The sequence below is a fragment of the Flavobacterium sp. genome (genome assembly GCF_043756175.1).
Taxonomy (GTDB): Bacteria; Bacteroidota; Bacteroidia; order Flavobacteriales; family Flavobacteriaceae; genus Flavobacterium.
This window is the reverse complement of the sequence record NZ_JAYURN010000167.1, coordinates 1-23,484: the sequence shown is the minus strand read 5'-3', so window position 1 is coordinate 23,484 and position 23,484 is coordinate 1. Positions and strand designations below refer to the sequence as shown.

Here is a 23,484-nt window from a genome sequence, read left to right as displayed (position 1 = left end):
CCTTTTAGACCAAAAGTTACGACTCCATTTTGTCCTTTTGGTAAATATTCTTGTGCTAAATCATAGTATTTACTAGATTTTAACCCAGGATAATTTACCCAAGCTACGTCTTCTTGACTTTCTAACCAATGCGCTAATGCCAAAGCGTTTTCACTGTGTTTTTGAACACGAATAGGCAATGTTTCCAAACCTTGAATAATTTGAAAAGCATTGAAAGGACTTAAAGCTGCACCAAAATCACGCAATCCTTCAATTCTTACTTTGGCAATAAAAGCAGCATTTCCCAAAGCTTCATGATATACTAATCCGTGATATCCCGTTGATGGTTCTGTAAATTCAGGAAATTTTCCGTTGCTCCAATCAAAATTTCCAGCATCGATAATGACACCACCAAGTGACGTTCCGTTTCCAGAAATATATTTAGTCAAGGAATGAATTACAATATCTGCTCCGTGCTGAATTGGATTTAATAAATACGGTGAAGGAACAGTATTATCGACAATAAAAGGAACTTTAAACGCTTTAGCTTCTTTTGAAATCGCTTTTAAATCTAATACGTCTAATTTTGGATTTCCTAAACTTTCTGCAAAAAATACTCTTGTGTTTTCTTGTGCCGCTTTAGTGAAATTTTTAGGATTTGAAGGATCAACGAATGTTGTTGTGATACCTAATCTAGGCAAAGTTACCTTAAATAAATTATAAGTTCCACCATACAAACTATTAGAAGCCACGATATGATCTCCTGATTTTAATAACACTAGTAAAGCTGTAGAAAGTGCTGCGGTTCCTGATGCTGTTACTACTGCTCCTATTCCTCCTTCTAAAGCGGCTAACCGTTGTTCTAGAACATCATTTGTTGGATTGTTTAATCGAGTGTAAATAAATCCTGCTTCGGCAAGTCCAAATAAATTGGCTGCGTGATCTGAATTATTAAAAACATAAGATGATGTTTGGTAAATAGGAACAGCTCTTGTTCCACCATTTTTAGTAACATCATGTCCTGCGTGTAATGCGTTTGTTGCGAATTTTTGTGTGCTCATTTTGTTTAGATTTAAAGATTAATTTGATATTTATTTATATTATTTGAACTTTTAAGGCAATAAAAAAGCCCTTTTGGATGGCTTTCCAAAAGGGCTTATAGTTTGAACTATAATAAAGATTATCTCTTTCGCTTTATGGAATAGCAGGGAATTGCGCACATGCGCATCATACAACATATCATCATTTTATTTACTATTAGATTCATTTTGAAAATTATTTTTTTAGACTTAATTTAACTATTACTTGATTTAAATAAAAAAACCTCTGCGATTGGCAGAGGTTTGATTGTATATTTTAAAAAATTAAAATGATGCAATGCGTTGCTCTGCGGAATCTTCCGACATCATACGACACATATTGCACATTGTAATTTTCATTTCGTTTATAATTTTATTTTGCAAATGTAGATTTATTTTCTAAATAAAAAAATATTTTAGATAAATTTTCTAAATTAATTTAATTTATTTACTATTTATAGAAAATAAATCTATAAAAGACATTTTTACAAGACGTTTTGTCTTTGTTTAAAAAATTAAAAAACTTTCAATAAAATTCTTACACTAAAAACAATTACCAGCGTAGCAACTAGTAATAAAGCCGTTTTCTGTGGTAATTTTCCAGCTAATTTTGCTGCTAATGGCGCCGCAGTAATCCCTCCAAGAATAAGTCCCGTAATAATATACCAATGACTTACTCCTAATGAAGCAAAAAATGTAACCGCAGCAGCTAGCGTAACGAAAAATTCTGCCAAACTCACTGTTCCTACAACATAATTAGACTTTCTTCCTTTAGACAATAACGTTGAAGTTACAATTGGACCCCAACCACCACCACCAAAAGCATCTAAAAAGCCACCTGAAAAACCAAGAAAGCCAGTATTGCCAATTTTCTTTTTTTCTTTAACTTTTCTATAAGCAAGAATAATTAATCTTATACCTATTATCATAGTATAAATAGATAAAACAATATAGGCGATTTTGACATATTTATTACCTAAATAAATAAGCAACATTGCGCCACATATGGCTCCAAAAACTCCTGGAATAGCAAGCCATAGCAATAATTTTTTATTTACGTTACCAAATTTATAATGTGAATAACCACTAACGCCGCTAGAAAACATTTCGGCAGTATGGATACTTCCACTAATGGCCGGCAAATTTATACCCAACAACATCATACTCGTAGCACAGGTTACACCATACCCTAAACCTACTGCACCGTCGACTAATTGCGCTAAAAAGCCAATCAATAACATTCCGTAAAACTCATTTGGAACATGGCTCAATCCATATTTTACATCCGAAAAAGAAACAATTGTCGACAAACCATACCCAATAAATAACATTAAGAAGGAAACAGCCAAAGTGAAAGCCAATTGTTTGTATTTTTTTGAATTTTTCTGTTTTTTATTTTTTTGAAAACCCGAAGTGATTTCATTTAAATCTGCCAATTTTTCTTGAAAACTACCTTTGTGATTGCTTCTAAACTTGTTTAAATCATTAATATTATCTTCTATATTATCTGGAATAACTTCGGTGAAATACTCTCGCATTCTTCTGGCTAAAACTGGCGATTTTCCGTTGGTTGAAATTGCAATTTTCAAGTTTCCTTTGTTCACTATCGAACCCAAATAAAAATCACATAAATCAGGTTGATCGGCGGCGTTGACTTTTATTCCTTTCGCTTTTGCTAATTCTCTAACGTTTCGATTTACTTCAGGTTTATCCGTTGTTATGATTACAAAATCTTTGTTTTCTAAATCTGTTTCTTCAAAAGCTCGTTCATAAAAAGAAATGTTTTCATTTTTATGAATTATCTCTTTTAACTTCGGATGAAAATAAGTGGCTACCAAGATGATAGCAATCTTAGGATTTTGTTTCAATAAAGTTTCTGTTTTTTCCAAACCAACATTTCCACCGCCCACAATTAAAAAGCGGGCAGTTTCTGTTTTTAGGAAAACTGGAAATAATGTATTACTCATTTTTTTTCTTTTTTAAAATCAATGTTATGAAAAATCGATAATCTTAAAATATCTCTGTTATAAAAATCGATTCCTGATTTTTGTTGCTGAAACCAATTCATATAACCCAATTCAAAAGCATAATAAGCATTCAGTTTATAATTGAAAGCTGCATAAATTCGATTCTGATCGAAAGTGTTTTTCACAATCTTATTTCCTATATTAAACATGATTTCATCTTTAATTTTTACGATTAACGCTTGTTTTTTTTCATTCTTCCAAATCGGAAAATCTAATCCCAATTGATAGCGCAATCTGAAATTTGAAAAGCGATAACCACCAACTAATCTGTCATTTTCCACATCATGAAAAAATCGTGCTTCGGCTTTATAACGATGATTTATAGTTAAAAATCCCAGTTTTTGTTTATTACTAAATCCAATATCGGGACGCAATTCGGGAACTGTTAAATTACTTTCAGAATTGGGAGTATTCGGATTTTGCAAAAACAACGTCATTCCGACAGAAGCGTTCCAATCTGATATTAATTTCCTTTCTAAATTCGACCTAAAAACCAATTGATGTTGGGCAGTTGGATTATAAAACTGTCGTTCTTGAATTTCACTGTATAAATTCCAATTCTCGTTAAACTTTAAATTATTATAATATCCATACCAAATCAATTGTTGATTTTCGACCTTTTTTTGAGCTAATAAAAATTCTGGAAGCAATAAAATAATTCCTAAAATTATCTTCTTCATTACTTCAAAATGGTTCTAAAAGTAAAATCTCCGAAAGTTTCATTTTCTAACTTCTCATTTACATATTTTCCTAGTAAAACATCCACTTCCGCTAAAATTTGCGATTCGGTTTGTTTCTCTTTATAAATGGTATTCAAACGCGTTCCTAAACGATCGCCACCTAACATGAAATTATATTGTTCTGGACCTGTTCCAACAAAACCAAGTTCTGATACATATGGACGACCACAACCATTTGGACAACCCGTCATTCGAATAGAAATTTCATCATTTGATAATTTGTATTTTGATAGAATCGGTTCGATTTTAGTTACTAATTCTGGCAAGTAACGTTGTGCTTCTGCCAAGGCTAATGGACAAGTTGGTAAAGCCACACACGCCATAGAATTTTTTCGTAAAGCACTAACCTGTTTTTCAATATTGTGTTGCAACAACAAAGCTTCCACTTTTGATTTATTGCTTTCTTCAATCTCACCTAAAATCAGATTTTGATTTCCTGAAAAGATGAAATTACTAATATCCAATTGTGCCAATTCGTACAAAAATTGTTTCTGCTCTGGTTTTACCACTCCATGTTCAATAAACAACGTATAAAACCATTTTTCTTGGTGATTTTGTTCCCAGCCAAAACGGTCGCTTCTTTCCGTAAATGTGTATTTTCTTTCTGGTTCGAATTTGAATCCTATGCGATTTTCTAATTCTTTTTTGAAACCTTCCACGGTTAATTTATCGACTGTATATTTCAATCGAGATAATTTTCTATCGACACGATTTCCGAAATCACGTTGCACGGTTAAAATTTCATACACTGCTTTTAGTGTTTTTTCTTCCGTATCTGTAAAACCAATAATGCTTCCCAAACGAGAATACGTATTTGGATTTCCGTGCGTTGTAGCCAAACCACCACCAATTGCGATGTTAAATCCTTTCAATACATCGTTTTCGATAATGGCGATTAATCCGATATCGTTGGTAAACACATCCACATCATTACTTGGTGGAATGGCGATTGCGATTTTGAATTTTCTTGGCAAATAGCGGTCTTCATAAAGCGGATCGGCTTCAGAGGAACGCTCGTAAATTTTTTCACCATCGATAAAAACTTCATAATACGATTGCGTTTTAGGCAAAAGCAAGGTTGAAATTTTATCAGCATATTCATAAATTTGTTGATGAATCGCTGAAATTTGCGGATGTGAACTCACAATTACATTTCTATTTATGTCGCCACACGCGGCAATGGAATCTAATTTTGCCGTGTTAAAAGCTTGAATTGTTGGTCGTAATTGGTGTTTTAACAAACCATGTAATTGCACCGTTTGCCTTGTCGTAATTTTTAAAGTTCCTGTTCCGAATTGTTCCGAAATTTCGTGAGTGGCAATCCACTGATTGGCATTAATTACTCCACCAGGAATTCTCAAACGAATCATAAAAGAATATAATTTGTCTAATTTTTTTGCGGCTCTTTCTGCTCTTCGGTCACGGTCGTCTTGCACGTACATCCCGTGAAATTTCACTAAAGTTTCATCGTCTGGACGCACATTTCCGGTGTGATTATCTAAATCGATACTTTCTTTTAAAGTTCCTCTAAGACCGTCACTTTTGGTCTTTATATGTTCTACTGCTGATAATTTTTCGCTCATTGTTTTTTTATTTAGACGCGATAAATCGCGTCTTTACGTTAATACACGTCTTTTTGATATTTTCCTTGATTTTCTAATTCCTCTAAAACTTGTTTGGCTTCACTTTCTGAGATATTTCGCTCTTTTGAAATAACCTCAACAATAGCATTTTCTACATCTTGACTCATTGGATTTTTTTGTCCGCAGATGTAAATACTTGCACCGTTTTCTAACCAATTATTAAACTCTTTTGCTTTTTCTCGAATTCTGTCTTGAACATAAATTTTACGCTCTTGATCTCTTGAAAATGCCGTGTCTAATTTGGTTAGCACACCTGTGGTTAGCCATTCTTGAATTTCGGTTTGATAATAAAAATCTAAGACAAAATGTTGTTCACCAAAAAACAACCAGTTTTTACCATCGGCTCCCGTTACATCTCTATGGGCTAAAAAGCTTCTAAAAGGCGCAATTCCAGTTCCAGGCCCAATCATAATAATATCCGTTTCTTCTTTTGGTAATCGGAAATTTTGATTTTTATGGATATAAAATTCCAAGTCGGTATCAATAGGATAATCGGCTAAAAATTGCGATGCCAATCCATTTTTGATTGCATCATTCACTTTAAATTTATTCAGACTTACGGTTAGATGCACTTGTCCGTCATGCGCTTCCGAAGACGAAGAAATAGAATACAATCGAGGTGAAATTGGCAAAAGCAAAGCAATTACTTCTTCTAATTTCACCTTTTTTGGTTGGTATTTTTGGATGATATCTAACAGATTCGCTTTCTCTTCATTGATTTCAATATCAAACAACTTTGAAAAAGCTTCCAATGATTTTTTAGACAAACCTCTTACGTTTTTATCTGTAAGAATTGAATAATTTTCTTCACAGAAATACGTGGCAATGGCTTGAATTTCTGCTTCTTTATTTTTCGGAAAAACACCTAAAGCATCGCCTGGTTCGTAACTAATTTCCTCATCCGATTCAATTTCTATGTGATAGGTTTCTTTATTCGAACCGTTATCATTTAGTATGACTTTATGACTAATTTTTCCTAAATAATTTTTCTTAGCAGAAGAAATTGTTGTATTTGTCGGCTTTACTTCATTAGTTACATTTGAACCTATGTTTTGAAATGCTTTTTGTAAATCCGCTTCCCAGATTGAAACCGTTTCTGCAAAATCGACATCCGCTTTCACTAAGGGTAATAAACGTTTCGCACCTTTTTCTGCTAAAACCTCATCTAATAAAACTCCTGCATTACAAAATAAAGGATAGGAAGAATCACCTAGTCCTAAAACGGAATAAGAAACTTTACTTAAATTAGTATTTGACGCTTTTAATTTTTCATAAAATGGAATGGCATTTTGAGGAAATTCTCCTTCACCTTGTGTACTCATGACAAACAAAACCAAACTTTCTTTTTCTAATTTGGTTAAATCGTATTGAAAGACATCGACCGCTTTGGCTTGAATTTTATTCTTTTTAAAACTTGCCAATAATTGCGAGGCTATTTTTTTAGAGTTTCCAGTTTCAGTTCCGTAAATAATAAGCGGTTTAATAGCAATAGCTAGCGTTTCCAAAATATTTGGAATGGGAACATCAACTCCATTCTTATTCAAATAACCAGCCAAATAGCCTTTTGTCCAGATAATTTCTTCTGTTGTTGCACTTTGTACTAATTGTTGTAATAATGATAATTTAATTTCAGATAGCATTTTGATAGGTGTTTTTGTGGTTATCGAAATAAGATTCTGTATTGTTTAGTTCTTTAACCCAATTGAATTGTTTGTGAAGATTTACAACATTTCCTACAATAATAATAGTAGGAACAAATTCGAAATCAGGTAATTTTTTATTCTTTAACTCTTCAAAAGTAAATACTCTAGTTTTCTGGAAAGGCGTCGTGGCTTGTTGCACAACAGCAATACCTTTACTTGAATTAATTCCTTTTTCAGAGAGTATATTAGTTAAGGTTTCAAGCCTTTGTCCGCTCATGTAAAACACCAAAGTATCGTCGGTAGTTGCCCAATCCTCCCATAATTTTGGCGCAACATTTTTTAAATCATAAAGTGTAAGAAATCGCACACCACGAGAATATTCTCTAGCGGTTAATGGTATTCCCGTGTAAGCAGCCGCTCCGAAAGCAGCTGAAATTCCAGGGACAATTTCGTAGCTTATATTATTTTGTTGAAGTATTTCTAATTCGTCTAAAATATTAGAAAATAAAGAAGCATCACCACCTTTCAATCTCAATACCAATTTTCCTTGCAAAGCGAACTCGACAATAAGTTCATTGATATCGCTTTGTGGTGTCCAAATGCCTTTGGAACATTGTTTTCCCACGTAAATGACTTCTGCCTCTTTGCGAGCATATTGTTCAATTAAAATTGGAGAAACCAATCGGTCAGTTAAAATCACATCGGCAGTTTGCAAATATTTTAAGGCTTTTAAACTTATTAAATCGGGATCTCCTGGGCCGGCTCCTGCCAAAATCACTTTCCCTTTTTTGTTAATTTGTATCATAATTATTTTAAAATTAGGCGTAGAAAGGGCTGTTCCGAGTCGAATCGGAATACAATTTCTACGATAAATTATTGATTTTTAGAACAAACCTTCTATAGAAAGATAGCGTTCGCCAGTATCATAATTAAAGGTTAGAACTACTGCATCATCTGGTAATGACGCTACTTTTTTGGCTACAGCCGCTAATGAAGCTCCGGTTGAAATTCCGACTAAAATTCCTTCTTGTTTGGCAATATTTCTAGTGTATTCGAACGCTTCCTCTTTTGACACTTGAATGACCTCATCAATTAAATCGCCGTGGTAATTTTCTGGAACAAATCCGGCGCCAATTCCTTGAATTGGATGTGGAGCTGGACTTCCACCACTTAAAACGGGTGATAACTCTGGTTCCACAGCAATGATTTTTACATTTGGAAACTTTGCTTTTACCACTTTTGCTACACCTGAAATATGTCCGCCCGTTCCTACTCCTGTGATGATGTAATCTAATCCGTTTGGAAAATCGTTTAAAATTTCTTGCGCTGTGGTTCGTTGATGCACCACTACATTTGCTGGATTTTTAAACTGTGAAGGCGACCATGAATTTGGTGTTTCAGCAACTAATTCTGCAGCTCTTTCTATGGCTCCTTTCATTCCTTTTTCACGTGGTGTTAAATCGAATTCTGCTCCGTAAATTTCCATTAATTTTCTACGTTCAACACTCATCGATTCTGGCATTACTAGAATTACTTTATACCCTTTTACAGCTGCTACTAATGCTAATCCAATTCCAGTATTTCCTGAAGTAGGTTCAATAATTACGCTATTTGGATTTAATAAATTTTTAGCTTCTGCATCTTCAATCATCGCTAAAGCAATTCTGTCTTTTATGCTATTTCCTGGATTGGTTCTTTCTAACTTAATCCATACATTTTTATTCGCACCATAAAGTTTATTGATTTTTACTACTGGTGTATTTCCTATGGTTTCTAATATATTATTTGTCTTCATCTTATTTTTGTTTCAAGTTTCAGGTTTCAAGTTTTCTTGACCTGTTAGTTTTTGTTTATTTTGTTTCAAGTTTCAAGTTTCAAGTTTCAGGTTTCAGGTTCTTAAATCACATAATTTAAGGCTTCTGGAAACTCGCTTTTCTTTTTAATTTCGATTTCACTTTTATGATATACCAAAGAATTTTCAGGAACAGAGTGTGTTAACCAAACATTTCCTCCGATAACTGAACTCACTCCGATTGTTGTATTTCCTCCCAAAATTGTAGCATTTGCATAAATTGTTACATTGTTTTCAATGGTTGGATGTCTTTTTGCTGAAGCATTATCTTTTGAAACCGATAAAGCTCCGAGTGTTACACCTTGATAAATTTTTACATTGTTTCCAATTTTGGTGGTTTCGCCAATTACGATTCCTGTTCCGTGATCAATGAAAAAATTCTCTCCAATTTCAGCTCCTGGATGAATATCAATTCCAGTTCTGCTATGCACATATTCTGTAATAATTCTTGGAACAATTGGAATATCTAGTTTCCAAAAAATATTTGCAATTCTGTAAGCCGTAATGGCGAAAAAACCTGGATAAGCGATTAAAACTTCTTCTTTAGACTTTGCTGCTGGATCAAAATTTATGATGGTTTCTAAATCGTTAATCAGAACAAAATGAATTTGCTCTAGACTATCGAAAAAATAATTTGAATTCACTAAAACTTGATTCGTATCATCTGTAACTTTTGCTAAAATGTCTTGTAACTTTAATTGAATCAACTTTTCTTTATTCTGAAAAAATCGGTAATTAGAATATTCTTGACTGATATCGAACAGCCAATTAATCAACTCATCCACCCATTTTTCGACTTGTCTTTTATTGATTGGGCTTTTGGCTCTTTCCTGATTTCTGATATATATTGAATATGACATATTATAAAAACATTAAGGCGCCAACCGTGTTATTACTAGTTTCATCAATTAGAATCGCATTTCCTGATTTCGGATTTTTATCAAAGGCATCATAAAACAAAGGCTGATTCGTTCGTAAACTAATTTGAGCGATATCATTTAATTTTATTTCTGTTTCGTTGGTAAATTCCCAATCGTTGATGTTCCATTTTTGATTGACTTCTTGAATTTTCACGCGAACATTTTTAAATCGGTGTTGCAACAAATAGGTTTTTCCTACTTGCAATGGCGTATTGTCTAACCAAGAAATCCAAGAATTAATATGATTGGATTCAGTTGGTAATTCATGGTATAAAACGACAGAATCACCACGGCTAATATCAATGTTGTTTTCAAAATGTAATACAATATTATCGCCAGCTTTTGCCACTTGAATGCTTTCTAAATTCTTCTCAATTTTTACAATTTTAGTTGCCATATTCGCTGGCAAAATAATTACTGTATCGCCAACTTTATAATTTCCACTTAAAACCAAACCCGCATAACCGCGATAATCGTGATAGGCTTCCTCTTTTGGACGAATTACCCATTGCACTTGAAATCGAGATGCTAAATCTTCTGTCGTTTTTACTTCAATAGATTCTAACGTTTCTAACAAAGCTTTTCCTTCGTACCAATTTGTGTTTTCAGATTTCGTTACAATATTATCGCCAACCAAAGCACTTACTGGTATGTAATGGATTTTATTGAAATTTAATTCGGACTTAATATTCTCGAAATCCGATTGAATTTGATTGAAAGTTGCTTCAGAATAATTCAGTAAATCGATTTTATTAATGGCGATAATTGCTTTTTTAATTCCCATTAACGAACCAATACTGGCGTGACGTTTTGTTTGTTCTGTAATCCCTTTTCGAGCATCGACTAAAATGATAATCAAATCGGAATTGGAAGCACCAGTTATCATATTTCTGGTATATTGTTCATGACCTGGAGCATCGGCAATGATAAATTTTCTATTCTTTGTGGAGAAATATTTATAGGCTACATCAATTGTAATTCCTTGTTCGCGTTCTGCTCGAAGTCCGTCTGTAATTAGAGATAAATCGATATCCACACCTTTTTGTTTCGTTTGCTTTTTCAAAACACCTAATTGATCGGTGTGAATACTATCGGAATCATATAAAAGTCGACCTATTAAAGTACTTTTACCGTCATCTACATTTCCTGCTGTTATAAATCGTAATGTGTTCATTTTCTTTTGTTTTTTTATTAATTGTGACAACTCACGAGTTGTCATTACTAGAAATATCCTTGTTTTTTTCTGTCTTCCATGGCAGCTTCAGATAATTGATCGTCTAATCGAGTTTGTCCTCTTTCGCTTACTCTGGTTTGAATGATATCGTCAATTATATCTTGAATTGTTGCTGCTTCGGAAGGAACTGCTGCTGTACATGTCATGTCACCAACCGTTCTGTATCGAACTTTTTCCACCACAACCGTATCATTTTCTAAAGGTTGGATGAATTTTGAAGTCGCCACCAATTTATCTTGGTGGACGATACATTCCCTTTCGTGAGCAAAATACAAACTCGGTAATTCGATGTTGTATTTTTGAATGTAATTCCACACGTCTAATTCTGTCCAATTGCTGATTGGGAACACGCGAACATTATGACCTTTTTTCACTTTTCCGTTTAAAATATCCCATAATTCTGGACGTTGTAATTTGGGATCCCATTGTCCGAAATCGTCTCTAACTGAAAAAATACGTTCTTTTGCTCTTGCTTTTTCTTCATCGCGTCGAGCGCCACCAATGCACGCATCAAATTCATTTTCTTCAATCGCATCTAAAAGTGCGTAGGTTTGTAATGCATTTCGAGAAGGAAAACGACCCGCAGTTTCTTTCAAATTGTATTTTTTAATGCTGTATTCTACAGAAGCAACAATTAGTTTTTCACCAATTTGATTCGCCAAATAATCTCTGAATTCGATGGCTTCTGGAAAATTATGACCTGTATCAATATGCACCAATGGAAAAGGAAATTTCCCAGGACGAAAAGCTTTTAGTGCAAGATGTACCAACACGATTGAATCTTTTCCGCCAGAAAAAAGCAAGGCAGGTTTTTCAAATTGTGCGGCTGTTTCACGAAGAATATAAATCGCTTCGTTTTCTAATTGTTCTAGATAGTTATGTTTTTGACTCATTTGTTTTTTGTTTCAAGTTTCAAGTTATTTTTGTTTCAGGTTGTTTGAACCTGATTTTATTTATGTAATCCACATTCTTTTTTCGATTGATCTTCCCACCACCAACGGCCGGCTCTGAAATCATCGCCAGGTTGTATGGCTCTTGTACACGGTGCGCAGCCAATGCTGACAAATCCTTCGTTGTGTAAAAGATTATAAGGAACTGCGTTTTGTTTTAAATATTCCACTACTTCATCGGTTGTCCAGTTCAATAAGGGATTGAATTTATAAAGTTGTTTTTCTTCGTCCCACTCAATTTCTTTTACGGAATTTCTATTGTTGGATTGTTCTGCTCGTAAACCTGTAATCCAAATTGTTGCTCCAACTAAAGCTCGATTTAAAGGCTCAACTTTTCGAATGGAACAGCATTCTTTTCTTAAATCTACCGAATTGTAAAAAGCGTTAATTCCGTTATCATTAATATACTTTTCGATTGAATCTGAATTCGGATAGAAAGCCTTAATTTTTGCATTGTATTGCAATTGTGTTTTGTCCCAAACGGAATAGGTTTCTGGGAAAAGTCGGCCTGTATCTAATGTAAACACTTCGATGTTTTTAATATTTTGCGAAAAAATAGCGTGAGAAATGACTTGATCTTCAATTCCGAAACTCGTTGAAAAAACTATTTTTTCATCAATAGTATCAGCTATCAATTTTAAGTTTTCTTCAAGATTGTTACTGTTTACAATATTTTTTAAAAAAGTATCGTCCATTATATTTTATAGTTATAAAAAAAACCTCCTTAATAAAGAGGTTTTCTATTTGTAATTAAATTATTAAAACAACAAAGAATACCTCATCTTACTTTACACATAGTAGGACAACACACCATCATTTTATTTGACATTAAATTTTTCATAGTATTATATTATTATTGATTTTGATTTAAATAAAAAAACCTCTGCGATTGGCAGAGGTTTGATTGTATATTTTAAAAAATTAAAATTATGCAATGCGGTGCTCTGCGGAATTTTCCGACATCATACAACACATATTGCAAATAGTAAATTTCATTTTTGTTTCTAATTTTATTTTGCAAATTTAGTTTTATTTTCTAAACAAAAAAATATTTTAGATTATTTTTCTATATTTTATCTTGTATATTTATATTTATAGATTATTTTACAATATAATTTCATGTATTACTATTTATACCATTCCTTAATTAAACTTATATTAATCAAAAAAAAAGTTAAGATTAATTTGCAATTCAATTTCGTTTCATACATTTGCAAACGAAAATCAAGAGGAAAAATTTGAACTGATTGCAACCTCGTTAAAAAAATGCTAAAGCAGAAATTCTCCTTTATCATTCCCTTGCAATCCCATTTTTTTCTTCACTAAATTAATTTTAAATAATTATATTATGGCATATTTATTTACGTCAGAGTCAGTAAGTGAAGGACATCCGGACAAAATTGCAGATCAAATTAGTGATGCATTGATAGATAATTTTTTAGCTTTCGATGCTGAATCAAAAGTAGCTTGCGAAACTTTAGTTACAACTGGTCAAGTAATCCTTGCTGGTGAGGTAAAATCGAACACCTATCTTGACGTTCAAAACATTGCAAGAGAGGTAATTAGAAAAATTGGATACACGAAAAGTGAATACATGTTTGAAGCTAATTCTTGCGGTATCCTTTCTGCAATACATGAACAATCAGCAGACATAAACCAAGGTGTTGATAGGGCTAGCAAAGAAGAGCAAGGAGCTGGAGATCAAGGAATGATGTTTGGTTATGCAACTAATGAAACAGAAAATTACATGCCACTAGCATTAGATTTATCTCATGCTTTATTGATCGAATTAGCTAACTTAAGAAGAGAAAATAACGAAATTAAATACCTTCGTCCAGACGCAAAATCTCAGGTAACTTTAGAATATTCTGATGACAACAAACCACAAAGAATTGATGCGATTGTAATTTCTACGCAACATGATGATTTCGATGAGGAGGCAACGATGTTAGCAAAAATCAAAACTGATTTAGTTGGTATTTTAATTCCTAGAATTAAAGCGAAATATCCGCAATATGCGCATTTATTTAATGACCAAATTACTTACCACATTAATCCAACTGGAAAATTCGTAATTGGAGGACCACACGGAGATACTGGATTGACTGGAAGAAAAATTATTGTTGATACTTACGGCGGAAAAGGAGCTCACGGTGGTGGTGCTTTTTCTGGAAAAGACCCAAGTAAAGTAGATAGAAGTGCTGCTTATGCAACACGTCATATCGCTAAAAATTTAGTTGCTGCAGGAATATGTGACGAAATTTTAGTTCAGGTTTCTTATGCTATTGGTGTTGCTAAACCAACTTCGATAAATGTGGTTACTTACGGAACTAGCAAGGTAAATTTGACTGATGGAGAAATCAGCAAAAAAGTAGAAGCTATTTTTGATATGCGTCCTTACTTTATCGAGCAACGTTTGAAATTAAGAAACCCAATATACAGTGAAACTGCAGCTTACGGTCACATGGGAAGAACTCCAGAAACGGTAACTAAAACTTTTTCGGCGCCTGGTGGATTAACAAAAACTGTAGAAGTTGAGTTATTTACTTGGGAAAAATTAGATTTTGTAGATACTGTGAAAAGTGCTTTTGGAATTAATTAACAAAGTGCATTTTGCGTCACATTGTATTTGAAATAATAGACATATGAAGTTTTTATTACCGCTAAGTTTAATTTTATTTTGGAATTTTAGTTTTTCGCAAAATACTCATGTAATAAATGAGACACATAAAGATTCTTTGGCGATTGAAAATAGAGTGGAAATAAAAAAACCACCGAATGGAGGTTTATTAAAATTCCGTCAATATATTGCTGCTAATTTTAAAATCCCTAATGTTTCTAATTTTCTTGGAGGAAAAATTATTGTTGAATTTACTATAAAAATAGATGGAAGTGTTGGAGATATTAAAATCATAAAAGACATTGGATACGGAACTGGTGATCAGATAAAAAAAATTCTTAAAAATATGCCAAAATGGTCTCCTGCGGTAAAAGACGGAATACAAGTTGAATCCACCTTTACGCTTCCGATTAACATAAAGGGAAATCGTGGTGACGAATAGTGTTATACAACGTCCTTAATAACAGTTTTACACAGAAAAAAACCTGACTATTAATATTTAGTCAGGTTTTTTGTTTTTTAGCCCAGATAGAAGGGAAAATCCTTTTTTTAGGCGATTTTTCTTCGCCTAAAAAAAGATTGGAATGATAGCTGGAAATAGCTACAAATCGTACTTCAAACTGAATATTAAATATCTTGGTTGCACCTTATACTGCGAAGTTCTCGTAGAAAACTGAGAGAAACTATCATCGTTTAAAGAAGTTGTATTTAACAAATTTGTTCCCGAGATTTTATATTCCATCTTTCCTCCTTTTTTCTGATAAATCAGGCTTGCAGTTAAGAAGTCATACTCATTTTTGACTGTTTTTGTGTTGTTTGTATAATTGTAAAACTCATATTCTGACACAAAAGAAAACGCATCTAAAAAGTAATAATCGAGTTTTATAGATGGTGTTTTGGTATAAAATTTTGTGTTCTGATAATCATTTATCAAATAATTATAACCCAATTCGATATTAGGCAAATTCTTAAAATTCGTTGATGCTTTGATAGTATAATTTTGAGTCAAACTTTCGTTGGTTTGTGTCAAATTATTTTGAATATTATTAAATTTTGACCAACTACCAGCTAAAGTTAGCGATGCTTTATAATATCGTAAAAACGAACGACCGTAATTCGCTGCTCCATTTATAGATTCGTCGGCAAAATTTGAATTGATTGCCGTACTAACTTGATTTATTCCCAAAAATGTTGATGAATTCTTTACTGGATTTACTTTACGCGAATAAGAAATATTGGCAAATATATTTTCGAAATTAAACATGTTGTATTTGAAAAATCTCAAAGTATGTGTATGCGACAATGCATTTTCTAAATCTCGATTTCCTTTAAATAATGAGTTGTAGCTAGAGAATACATTTCCTGCTGCAAACTTATTTACATCAGTAAAATCAGTAGTTAAACCATAATTATACGTTAGTGTTTCCGATTTTTTTATTTGATACAAAGCATATACATCTGGCAAAACTCTATAAAAATTATTTTTTAGATTTGTTCCCAATTGCGCATCACTTGTATTGTATTTATGAACCGAAAAACCTGGATTGAAGGTAAATTTCCCTGTTAGAAATTTGTAATGCAAGCCCAAAAACATATCGTTGAAACTGTATATCACATCATTTATATTTTCAACAGAATTAATATTATTTGTTGTTCCGTTGTCTAAAATCTGAAAAATATTTGAGTTGAATGACTGATAAGAATTTGTATTTCCTAAAGTCACATTGATATTACTTTTTGGTGTAAGCATATAATAATAATCAAATTTCGAATCGGTTTTATTGGTTTTTATAAAACGATTTTGATTGATATCATTCCTTGCTTCTCCCAAAACATAACCACTAAAAAGAAAGGGTTGGCTTTCTAAATTGGCATTATAAAACGGATTTTCGTTCTGATATAGATTTTGCACTTCTAATGCAAAAACATTCTTGTCATTCTTAGTATAATAAGCATTGAAATTCTGATTTAACGAGAATGGATTTTGTTTTTTATTTGTAATTATATCCTGGCTATTTACGAACATTGAGTTTGGTCCAAAAACATCTTGGCTCGAATTGTTGTTTTCATCTTGTTTGGATTGCTTTGCTAAAGCATCGTAATCTATTTGCAATTTAGTATTTGGTTTATATGTTCCGCTTAATTTATATAAGCCCAAATTACTTTTTTGATGCGTAACTTCATTTCTGTTTTCCGAACTTTTTGTCGTGCCGTCCGTATTTAGATAGTTGGTTTGATTTTTTGTTTCTAAATCGGTTTCGGTAGCAGAAAGAATTACAAATCCTGAAATACTTAATGTTTTTATTGGGTTGTAAGAAAAATTTGTTGCTCCAAATTTAGTTTCAATTTCTTTTGCTCGATTGTTTCTAAGGAGCGAAATTCCTAAATCATTTGAAGAAATATTGAAGTTTGTCCCTCCTTTTTTCATCATATTTTTGAAACCACCTTTAAACTTAAAATAATCTTGAACTGTAAATGGTAATTCGCCAATATTATTGAAATTTCCTAAAACATTGACACTATATTTCGGACTGTAATAAAACAATTTCGGGTTTACTTCATACCTGCTTTCGGTATGACCAACACCTATCCCAGCGGTCATGTCTCCAAACCAGAAATTTTTTTTCCCTGATTTTAGTTTGATATTCATAGCTACATTATCTTCGTTATTTTCAAGACCTTTTAGCGCGCCAACTTCATTGTAGTTTCTTAAAACTTGTACTTTATCGATTGCATCGGCTGGAATATTTTTAACTCCAAGTTTTGTATCACCATCAAAAAAATCTTTTCCTTCAACCATCAGTTTCGATACTTTTTTGCCTTCTACTTCTACTTCACCATCTTTGTTTACGGTAACTCCGGGTAATTTTTTGAGGACATCTTCTAACTTGCGTTCGGTACCAGTTTTGAATGAATCGGCATTATAAATTATGGTATCACCTTTTATCGAAACTGGCATTTCTCGTACAATTTCGACTCCAGCTAATTCCGTTGCATCAGAATTTAATGTTATTGTTTGCGAAATATCTTCGGATTTTGTAGCAATAACAAGGTTTTTTGTTTTTAAACCTAAATAAGAAAACTTTACATTATAAGTAGCATTTACTTTTAGCGAAAGCTGAAATTTCCCTTTATCATTGGTTATCGAATAGGAATCGACAGCTTTTGTAACTTGATTTACCGCCATGACGTTTGCCATTTCGAGTGGCGCATTTGTGGTGTCTTTTACGATTCCTTGAAAAGTAATATTTTGAGAAAATGTGATTGATGTTACGAATAAAAGTAACAACAAAAACATTTTTTTGAGTTTTAGATTTACCATATAAGGCAGTTAAGAGGCATGTGTTTTTAAAAAAATTGAATTATGATTACCTTCCCATTCTTATTTGCATACCACTATTCCCATCACGACCTTGACCTTGATTCATCTGTTTTATCTCTTCCATTTTTTTAGTAACTATTTCGTCATATTCTTTTTGAGTTACTACTTTTCCGTTTGTTGGCGCTTTTATTTCTTTTTTGTCCTTTATATTCATTGCAATTTTAGAACACAGTAAAGTTGTTTTTCCTGCACTTACTTCGAGAATTATACCTGGCAAACCAAAATAGTTTTCTGGGCCATTACTTACCGGAATTTCTGGAGTGTACCAAGCTACCACTTCAATTTCTTTAGGAATTTCCCCATCAGACGCCATCAAACTTGTAGTTTTTGGCTTTTCGGTATTTGTTGTTTTGTCTTTGTTTTCTTCTTGTTTTTTCATTCTGAAATTTCTAAAATCAGACTGACTTGCTTTCTGTTTTGCAGTGGCTTTAAAACACATATAACCGCCAATTTCTTTAGTTTCTTGGCTCATTTTCCAATCTAATTTAGGTAAAGTATCTTGAATTAGAAACTCTTTTCCCATTATTTCCTTATCAATTACAAAGGTTTTTTCTTTTATATTTTTGAATTGCGTACCACCGCCACCCAAAAACGAAGACATCATTCTCATTCCGCCACCACTTTGAGTTCCTGGCGCATCTAGCTTTTCTTCTTCTTTATAAATAGAGGTGTTCTTGTCGAAATTAAGCACAAATGTTTTTTCGAACATTTTTTGCATTCTTTCTTCAAACATTTTTTGCATTTCGGGCGTAATGTCTTTATTGCCTTCCATTCTAGATTTGAAATCGGCAGTACTAGTTTTAGATTCATATACTGCCATTCCCTGAAAATCTTGTGCAAATGCAGTAATATTTACGATTACTAAAGTTAATATTGTGATTATTTTGTTCATTTTTAATATATTTTATTTTTGTTTTACAAATATGACGAATGAAATTGTGTTTTGTTACTAATGATTTGTTAAATAAAAAAGTAGAACTTTTAAAAATTTAAAAAGTTTAATCGTAATTTAGCGTCAATGAAAAAAATTGTACTCCTTTTCGTTTTTCTTATCTCGTCATTGGCGCATTGCCAATATATGAATCATGTAGCTTCGCAAATTGGTACGGAATTTATTAAAGCCGACCAGTATGTTGGCGAAGATGCTTTTGGTTATAAATATTTTATAAAAAATGGGGTTTTATTTAAAATTAAAAAATCGGAGAATTATCAATATAAAAACATTGCTTTAGGCAAAATTTCGAGAGTTGATATTCAGAATTCATTAAAAATTATTTTGTTTTACGAAAACTTTAATACTGCCATAATTCTTGACAACCAACTGAATGAGATACAAAAAATTAGTTTTTCTGAAAGCACAAAAAATATTATTGCAAGTGCCATAGGAATCTCATCTCACAATAGTCTTTGGGTTTTCAATTCGGTAAATCAGCAAATTGGATTGTATGATTATTTAAAAAAAGAATACAAAAACATAGCAGTTCCAGTTACTGGTGTCATCAAATATTATCAAACAAATTTTAATAATTTCTATTGGATTGACGAAAGAAATTATTGCTATTCCTGTGATATTTTCGGAAAAATAATAGCTCTAGGAAAAGTGCCTGATTTCGATTCAGTCCAATTAACTTCAAACCTAAGTTTTATCTTTAAGAAAAATGGCATCCTATATTATCAGGTTTTGAATGATGACAAAAAAACAGTCATCAATTTAACAGAAAAAAGCTATCTAAGTTTTTACTATGTAGACCAAAATTTATCTATTTTTACAGACGAAGGAATTACAAAATATCAAATTAATTTACCATAATGCACATAGCAATAGCAGGAAACATAGGCGCAGGAAAAACAACATTAACGAAGCTTTTGGCAAAACATTTTAAATGGGAACCACATTTTGAAGATGTGGTAGACAATCCTTATTTAGATGATTTTTACCATCAGATGGAACGTTGGTCGTTTAACCTTCAAATTTATTTTCTAAATAGTCGTTTTCGTCAAGTATTACAAATTCGTGAAAGCGGTAAAAAAATAATACAGGACAGAACCATTTATGAGGATGCTCATATTTTTGCACCCAACTTGCATGCTATGGGATTGATGACTAATCGTGATTTTCAGAATTATTCTTCGCTTTTCGAACTGATGGAAGGTTTAGTTGGCCCTCCAGATTTGTTAATTTATTTACGTAGTTCGATACCTAATTTAGTAGGACAAATACACAAACGTGGTCGAGAGTACGAAAACTCTATTTCGATAGATTATTTGAGTCGTCTGAACGAGCGTTACGAAGCTTGGGCAACTAGTTATACCAAAGGGAAATTATTAATTATTGATGTTGATAATGTAGATTTTGTAAATAATCCCGAAGATTTAGGTATGATTCTAAATAGAATTGATGCAGAGCTAAATGGTTTGTTTTAAAAAAATCAACTAATAGATATAAAAAATGCCTCACATAATTTGTGAGGCATTTTTTTGTGTAATCTAAAAAGAATTATTTCTTTAAAGCATCAATTTTTGCTTGAACTTCTGCTTCTGTTCCTTCAAAAACTTGCGAAGTTGAAATCCCATTTACTACAGTAGTAACATTTGCTTTTGTGTTACCATTATCAGTCGATTTTTCAATCATTACTTGTTTAGAAATTTCTTGTTTTATTTCTCCTTTAAATTTTCCTGCTTCGTCATAATGTGACATACATTCTGCTTTTTCTTCAGCATTACAACCCATTTCATCACACATTTTAGCGCACTCATCTTTGGTCATTGTAGCCATTTTAGTCATATCGCATTTTGAAGTAGCGCATGATTTCATTTCAGTTTTAACTTCCGACGGGCAACATGCAGCTTTTGAAGTGTTTTCCGAATGACTTCCGTTACCTAAAATTGGAGCAATTACCAATCCTATTAAACATGTTAACTTGATTAATATATTCATAGATGGTCCAGAAGTATCTTTAAATGGATCTCCAACAGTATCTCCAGTTACCGCTGCTTTATGAGCATCAGAACCTTTGTAAGTCATTTCTCCATTGATCATCACTCCAGCTTCAAAAGATTTTTTAGCATTATCCCAAGCACCACCAGCATTGTTTTGAAAAACTGCCCAAAGTACACCAGAAACGGTAACTCCAGCCATATATCCACCTAACATTTCAGCAACTAACTGATGATTGTCTCCGTAAACTAATAACCCTAAAAGTACAATAGCGATTGGGAAACCAATAGTCATAATACCTGGCAACATCATTTCGCGTAAAGCGGCTTTTGTAGAAATATCGACACATTTTGCATATTCTGGTTTTCCAGTTCCTTCCATAATTCCTGGAATTTCCTTGAATTGACGACGGACTTCATAAACCATATCCATGGCAGCTTTTCCAACTGAATTCATTGCCAATGCTGAGAAAACTACTGGTATCATTCCACCAATAAACAACATTGCCAAAACTGGCGCTTTGAAAATATTAATACCATCAATTCCTGTAAAAGTTACATATGCAGCAAATAATGCCAATGAAGTTAATGCAGCCGAAGCGATTGCAAAACCTTTACCAGTTGCTGCAGTTGTGTTACCAACTGAATCTAAAATATCAGTTCGAGTACGAACTTCTTTTGGCAATTCGCTCATCTCAGCGATTCCACCAGCGTTATCAGATATTGGTCCAAAAGCGTCGATTGCTAATTGCATTGCAGTAGTTGCCATCATTGCTGATGCAGCTAATGCTACTCCGTAAAATCCTGCTAACGCATAAGATGCCCAAATCGCAGCAGCAAATAATAATACCGTTGGAAATGTAGAAATCATACCCGTTGCTAATCCAGCAATTACATTGGTTCCTGCTCCCGTAGATGATTTTTGTACAATTGCCAAAACTGGTTTTGTTCCCAATCCTGTATAATATTCCGTTACTGATGAAATGGCTCCACCAACTACCAATCCAACCAAAGTAGCATAAAACACTCTCATTGAAGAAATTTCAAGCATTCCTTCTCCGAAGAAACTCATTGTCATTGTTGTTGGCAACATATATTTTACTAAGAAATAACAAGCAACAGCAGTCATAAGAATTGACGCCCAGTTACCGATATTTAATGCTTTTTGAACTTGTGCTTCTTTGGCATTGTCATCCGAAATTTTCACTAACATTGTTCCTATAATAGAAAACAAGATTCCGAAACCAGCAATCGCCATTGGTAATAAGATTGGTCCAATTCCGCCAAAAGCGTCTTCGATTTTTCCGCCCATATCTTTAATAACGTAGTTACCTAAAACCATTGCTGCAAGAACTGTTGCAACGTAAGAACCAAATAAATCGGCACCCATCCCTGCAACATCACCTACATTATCTCCAACGTTATCTGCAATTGTAGCAGGATTACGAGGATCATCTTCTGGAATTCCAGCTTCAACTTTACCTACTAAATCTGCTCCGACATCGGCTGCTTTGGTATAAATTCCGCCACCAACTCTTGCGAATAAAGCGATAGATTCAGCTCCAAGTGAAAAACCAGCCAATGTTTCTAATACAATTGTCATGTCTTCAGTTGATGTCCAAACACCACCCATAAATTTATGGAACAAAAGAATAAAAATTCCTGTTAAACCAAGAACTGCTAGACCAGCAACACCTAATCCCATTACAGTTCCACCACCAAAAGAAACTTTCAAAGCTTGCGGCAAACTAGTACGAGCGGCTTGAGTTGTGCGGACATTAGTTTTTGTTGCGATTTTCATTCCCATATTTCCAGCCAAAGCCGAGAAAAAAGCTCCTATAATAAAGGCAATAACTATTAACCAATGCGTTGTTGCGTTTGGCAATAATGTCAAACCAAATAAAACCACACTTGCTCCGATAACAAAGAAAGTTAATAAACGGTATTCTGCTTTTAGGAAAGCTAATGCACCTTCGTAGATGTAATCTGAAATTTCTTTCATTTTGCCGTCTCCAGCGTCTTGCTTTAAGACCCAGCTCTTTTTGATTTGCATAAAAATCAATCCGATGATTGCCATAACTATTGGCACATAAATCATTATTGTATTCATAATTTTGTTTTTATTGTAAATTTTATCGGGTGCAAAAGTAATAAAATGATGTTAATTAATGGCAATTTTTCATTTTTTTTAGATTAAATGTTGTTCAAGTTTAAGATGAATCAAATTTTTAGCTGGATTTTAATAAAGTGATGAAAATATTATAAGTTTGTAAATAGAATTTAAATTATTAATTATGAAAAAATTTAAAGATAATACATTTAAAACATTAGAAGGCACAGCATTTCATTTCGTTATGATTTTAACGATGTCTTTTCTAATATTTTTTGATGGTTTAGAAAATGCTTATTGGCCAATGATTGGCTTCGTATTGATAATGATGTATGGAATGTTTAGTTTCAGTTTTAACTATTTTGAAA

At 32.9% G+C, this 23,484-nt stretch carries 19 protein-coding genes; 5 read left to right on the top strand and 14 right to left on the bottom strand.

Translation table 11 applies throughout. The annotated features are described in order from the left end of the window. The 11 genes from ACH2BP_RS12990 to ACH2BP_RS12940 all read right to left on the bottom strand — a co-directional run. Nucleotides 1–1,040, bottom strand: a 1,040-nt coding sequence (locus tag ACH2BP_RS12990) for an O-acetylhomoserine aminocarboxypropyltransferase/cysteine synthase family protein (protein WP_395060578.1), incomplete at its 3' end; no start/stop codon positions are given. Nucleotides 1,041–1,573: 533 nt separating this feature from the next. Further along, on the bottom strand, nucleotides 1,574–3,025 hold the full coding sequence (locus ACH2BP_RS12985) for a TSUP family transporter (RefSeq protein ID WP_395060576.1): 1,452 nt from the start codon (nucleotides 3,023–3,025) through the stop codon (nucleotides 1,574–1,576). Continuing rightward, nucleotides 3,022–3,765 (bottom strand): DUF2490 domain-containing protein, encoded by a 744-nt coding sequence (locus tag ACH2BP_RS12980; protein WP_395060574.1) that lies wholly within the window; start codon nucleotides 3,763–3,765, stop codon nucleotides 3,022–3,024. The genes ACH2BP_RS12985 and ACH2BP_RS12980 overlap by 4 nt, the downstream gene beginning before the upstream one ends. Then, nucleotides 3,765–5,408 (bottom strand): NADPH-dependent assimilatory sulfite reductase hemoprotein subunit, encoded by a 1,644-nt coding sequence (locus tag ACH2BP_RS12975; protein WP_395060572.1) that lies wholly within the window; start codon nucleotides 5,406–5,408, stop codon nucleotides 3,765–3,767. Before ACH2BP_RS12975 ends, ACH2BP_RS12980 begins: the two co-directional genes overlap by 1 nt. A gap of 38 nt (nucleotides 5,409–5,446) precedes the next feature. Beyond that, on the bottom strand, nucleotides 5,447–7,108 hold the full coding sequence (locus ACH2BP_RS12970) for a sulfite reductase flavoprotein subunit alpha (protein ID WP_395060570.1): 1,662 nt from the start codon (nucleotides 7,106–7,108) through the stop codon (nucleotides 5,447–5,449). Continuing rightward, the gene (cobA, locus tag ACH2BP_RS12965) at nucleotides 7,098–7,916 is read right to left on the bottom strand and encodes a uroporphyrinogen-III C-methyltransferase (protein ID WP_395060568.1); all 819 of its coding nucleotides are present in this window, start codon (nucleotides 7,914–7,916) and stop codon (nucleotides 7,098–7,100) included. The genes ACH2BP_RS12970 and cobA overlap by 11 nt, the downstream gene beginning before the upstream one ends. A gap of 78 nt (nucleotides 7,917–7,994) precedes the next feature. After that, on the bottom strand, nucleotides 7,995–8,906 hold the full coding sequence (cysK, locus tag ACH2BP_RS12960; RefSeq protein WP_395060566.1) for a cysteine synthase A: 912 nt from the start codon (nucleotides 8,904–8,906) through the stop codon (nucleotides 7,995–7,997). A gap of 101 nt (nucleotides 8,907–9,007) precedes the next feature. Then, nucleotides 9,008–9,823: a serine O-acetyltransferase EpsC gene (gene epsC, locus ACH2BP_RS12955; protein WP_395060564.1), complete on the bottom strand. Its 816-nt coding sequence runs from the start codon at nucleotides 9,821–9,823 to the stop codon at nucleotides 9,008–9,010. A 1-nt stretch (nucleotide 9,824) separates the two neighbouring features. Continuing rightward, on the bottom strand, nucleotides 9,825–11,057 hold the full coding sequence (locus ACH2BP_RS12950) for a sulfate adenylyltransferase subunit 1 (protein WP_395060562.1): 1,233 nt from the start codon (nucleotides 11,055–11,057) through the stop codon (nucleotides 9,825–9,827). A 47-nt stretch (nucleotides 11,058–11,104) separates the two neighbouring features. After that, complete coding sequence (gene cysD / locus ACH2BP_RS12945) at nucleotides 11,105–12,010, bottom strand: sulfate adenylyltransferase subunit CysD (protein WP_395060560.1); 906 nt, start codon at nucleotides 12,008–12,010, stop codon at nucleotides 11,105–11,107. Nucleotides 12,011–12,066: 56 nt separating this feature from the next. Then, nucleotides 12,067–12,762, bottom strand: a complete 696-nt coding sequence (locus ACH2BP_RS12940) for a phosphoadenylyl-sulfate reductase (RefSeq protein ID WP_395060558.1) — start codon at nucleotides 12,760–12,762, stop codon at nucleotides 12,067–12,069. A 653-nt stretch (nucleotides 12,763–13,415) separates the two neighbouring features. Here ACH2BP_RS12940 and metK point away from each other — a divergent pair. Beyond that, on the top strand, nucleotides 13,416–14,669 hold the full coding sequence (gene metK / locus ACH2BP_RS12935; RefSeq protein ID WP_395060556.1) for a methionine adenosyltransferase: 1,254 nt from the start codon (nucleotides 13,416–13,418) through the stop codon (nucleotides 14,667–14,669). Between the two features lie 43 nt (nucleotides 14,670–14,712). Continuing rightward, nucleotides 14,713–15,129 carry an energy transducer TonB gene (locus ACH2BP_RS12930; protein WP_395060554.1) on the top strand — a complete coding sequence of 139 codons (417 nt, stop codon included), beginning with the start codon at nucleotides 14,713–14,715 and terminating at the stop codon, nucleotides 15,127–15,129. A 159-nt stretch (nucleotides 15,130–15,288) separates the two neighbouring features. Here the strand turns inward: ACH2BP_RS12930 and ACH2BP_RS12925 are convergent, their stop codons facing one another. Together ACH2BP_RS12925 and ACH2BP_RS12920 are read right to left on the bottom strand one after the other, a co-directional pair. Next, nucleotides 15,289–17,985 carry a carboxypeptidase regulatory-like domain-containing protein gene (locus ACH2BP_RS12925; RefSeq protein ID WP_395060552.1) on the bottom strand — a complete coding sequence of 899 codons (2,697 nt, stop codon included), beginning with the start codon at nucleotides 17,983–17,985 and terminating at the stop codon, nucleotides 15,289–15,291. A gap of 70 nt (nucleotides 17,986–18,055) precedes the next feature. Next, the gene (locus tag ACH2BP_RS12920) at nucleotides 18,056–18,961 is read right to left on the bottom strand and encodes a GLPGLI family protein (protein WP_395060550.1); all 906 of its coding nucleotides are present in this window, start codon (nucleotides 18,959–18,961) and stop codon (nucleotides 18,056–18,058) included. 126 nt (nucleotides 18,962–19,087) lie between these two features. Here ACH2BP_RS12920 and ACH2BP_RS12915 point away from each other — a divergent pair, with 126 nt between their 5' ends. Together ACH2BP_RS12915 and ACH2BP_RS12910 are read left to right on the top strand one after the other, a co-directional pair. Beyond that, nucleotides 19,088–19,879 (top strand): hypothetical protein, encoded by a 792-nt coding sequence (locus ACH2BP_RS12915; RefSeq protein ID WP_395060548.1) that lies wholly within the window; start codon nucleotides 19,088–19,090, stop codon nucleotides 19,877–19,879. Then, a complete protein-coding gene (locus ACH2BP_RS12910) occupies nucleotides 19,879–20,493 on the top strand; it encodes a deoxynucleoside kinase (RefSeq protein ID WP_395046806.1) in 615 nt (204 codons plus the stop codon). Before ACH2BP_RS12915 ends, ACH2BP_RS12910 begins: the two co-directional genes overlap by 1 nt. Nucleotides 20,494–20,566: 73 nt before the next feature. Here ACH2BP_RS12910 and ACH2BP_RS12905 read toward each other — a convergent pair whose 3' ends face one another. Further along, the gene (locus ACH2BP_RS12905; protein WP_395060546.1) at nucleotides 20,567–23,116 is read right to left on the bottom strand and encodes a sodium-translocating pyrophosphatase; all 2,550 of its coding nucleotides are present in this window, start codon (nucleotides 23,114–23,116) and stop codon (nucleotides 20,567–20,569) included. A 184-nt stretch (nucleotides 23,117–23,300) separates the two neighbouring features. On the opposite strand from ACH2BP_RS12905, the gene ACH2BP_RS12900 reads away from it, so the two are divergent. Then, nucleotides 23,301–23,484: hypothetical protein (locus tag ACH2BP_RS12900; protein ID WP_395060544.1), on the top strand; the 184-nt coding region annotated here is incomplete at its 3' end.

Coding starts and splice junctions, on each gene's coding strand:
- ACH2BP_RS12985 (WP_395060576.1), bottom strand. CDS start 3,025: ATGAGTAATACATTATTTCCAGTTTTCCTAAAAACAGAAACTGCCCGC.
- ACH2BP_RS12980 (WP_395060574.1), bottom strand. CDS start 3,765: ATGAAGAAGATAATTTTAGGAATTATTTTATTGCTTCCAGAATTTTTA.
- ACH2BP_RS12975 (WP_395060572.1), bottom strand. CDS start 5,408: ATGAGCGAAAAATTATCAGCAGTAGAACATATAAAGACCAAAAGTGAC.
- ACH2BP_RS12970 (WP_395060570.1), bottom strand. CDS start 7,108: ATGCTATCTGAAATTAAATTATCATTATTACAACAATTAGTACAAAGT.
- cobA (WP_395060568.1), bottom strand. CDS start 7,916: ATGATACAAATTAACAAAAAAGGGAAAGTGATTTTGGCAGGAGCCGGC.
- cysK (WP_395060566.1), bottom strand. CDS start 8,906: ATGAAGACAAATAATATATTAGAAACCATAGGAAATACACCAGTAGTA.
- epsC (WP_395060564.1), bottom strand. CDS start 9,823: ATGTCATATTCAATATATATCAGAAATCAGGAAAGAGCCAAAAGCCCA.
- ACH2BP_RS12950 (WP_395060562.1), bottom strand. CDS start 11,057: ATGAACACATTACGATTTATAACAGCAGGAAATGTAGATGACGGTAAA.
- cysD (WP_395060560.1), bottom strand. CDS start 12,010: ATGAGTCAAAAACATAACTATCTAGAACAATTAGAAAACGAAGCGATT.
- ACH2BP_RS12940 (WP_395060558.1), bottom strand. CDS start 12,762: ATGGACGATACTTTTTTAAAAAATATTGTAAACAGTAACAATCTTGAA.
- metK (WP_395060556.1), top strand. CDS start 13,416: ATGGCATATTTATTTACGTCAGAGTCAGTAAGTGAAGGACATCCGGAC.
- ACH2BP_RS12930 (WP_395060554.1), top strand. CDS start 14,713: ATGAAGTTTTTATTACCGCTAAGTTTAATTTTATTTTGGAATTTTAGT.
- ACH2BP_RS12925 (WP_395060552.1), bottom strand. CDS start 17,985: ATGTTTTTGTTGTTACTTTTATTCGTAACATCAATCACATTTTCTCAA.
- ACH2BP_RS12920 (WP_395060550.1), bottom strand. CDS start 18,961: ATGAACAAAATAATCACAATATTAACTTTAGTAATCGTAAATATTACT.
- ACH2BP_RS12915 (WP_395060548.1), top strand. CDS start 19,088: ATGAAAAAAATTGTACTCCTTTTCGTTTTTCTTATCTCGTCATTGGCG.
- ACH2BP_RS12910 (WP_395046806.1), top strand. CDS start 19,879: ATGCACATAGCAATAGCAGGAAACATAGGCGCAGGAAAAACAACATTA.
- ACH2BP_RS12905 (WP_395060546.1), bottom strand. CDS start 23,116: ATGAATACAATAATGATTTATGTGCCAATAGTTATGGCAATCATCGGA.